At 73.8% G+C, this 610-nt stretch carries 1 protein-coding gene; it reads right to left on the minus strand.

Annotation, left to right across the window (positions count from 1 at the left end; all coding sequences use genetic code 11):
* A partial coding sequence (locus tag FUT87_RS27200; RefSeq protein ID WP_222617182.1) for a hypothetical protein occupies positions 1-323 on the minus strand: 323 nt, incomplete at its 3' end.
* Between the last annotated feature and the right edge of the window lie 287 nt (positions 324-610).

Raw genomic sequence — 610 nt, forward strand, 5'->3', positions numbered from 1 at the left:
GGCCTGGGCTTGGCCACGACCACCAGGCTGGGCTGCGCGGTATGCGCCGCGCCTAGGTGCGCGGTGATCCGTACCAGGCCCGGGCCGTAGAACAGCACGGCCTTGGTCAGGCTGTCGACGCGGAACTGCACACCCTCCGCGACACGCCGCCAGTGGAAGCCGTCCGCCGGCCCGTCCATTGGCAGCGCGCGCAACTGCCCCGCGGCATCGAGCGCGGAGGGCAGCAGCGCCGCGTTCGTCGCGGCACTGGCGGCACTCGCTGCGGTAGCCAGCGGGCCGGCCGAGGCCAGCGCCATCAGCCCGAACACATCGCGGCGTCTCATGTCAGTGCGTCCTCCTTGGCGTGGGCGGGCGTGAACGCGCGCGTCCTCACGGCGCCGGCTCCAGGATCACGGCGCGCCGCCGGCCGCGGCCAGCGACAGCGTCAGCACATCGGCGTTCGTCACGCTGCGCGTGCTGCGACGGACCTCGCGCACGACCTCGCCGTCCTGCCAGATCGTCGCGCGCACCGGCCGGGTGGCAGGAAGCGGAGCGGGACCTTTTCAGTGCGGGCGCGTTCCGACGTCATCGCGCCGAGGTACCAGGCCTTGCCGCTGCGCCGCGCCAGCAC

The organism is Mitsuaria sp. TWR114, assembly GCF_007997345.1.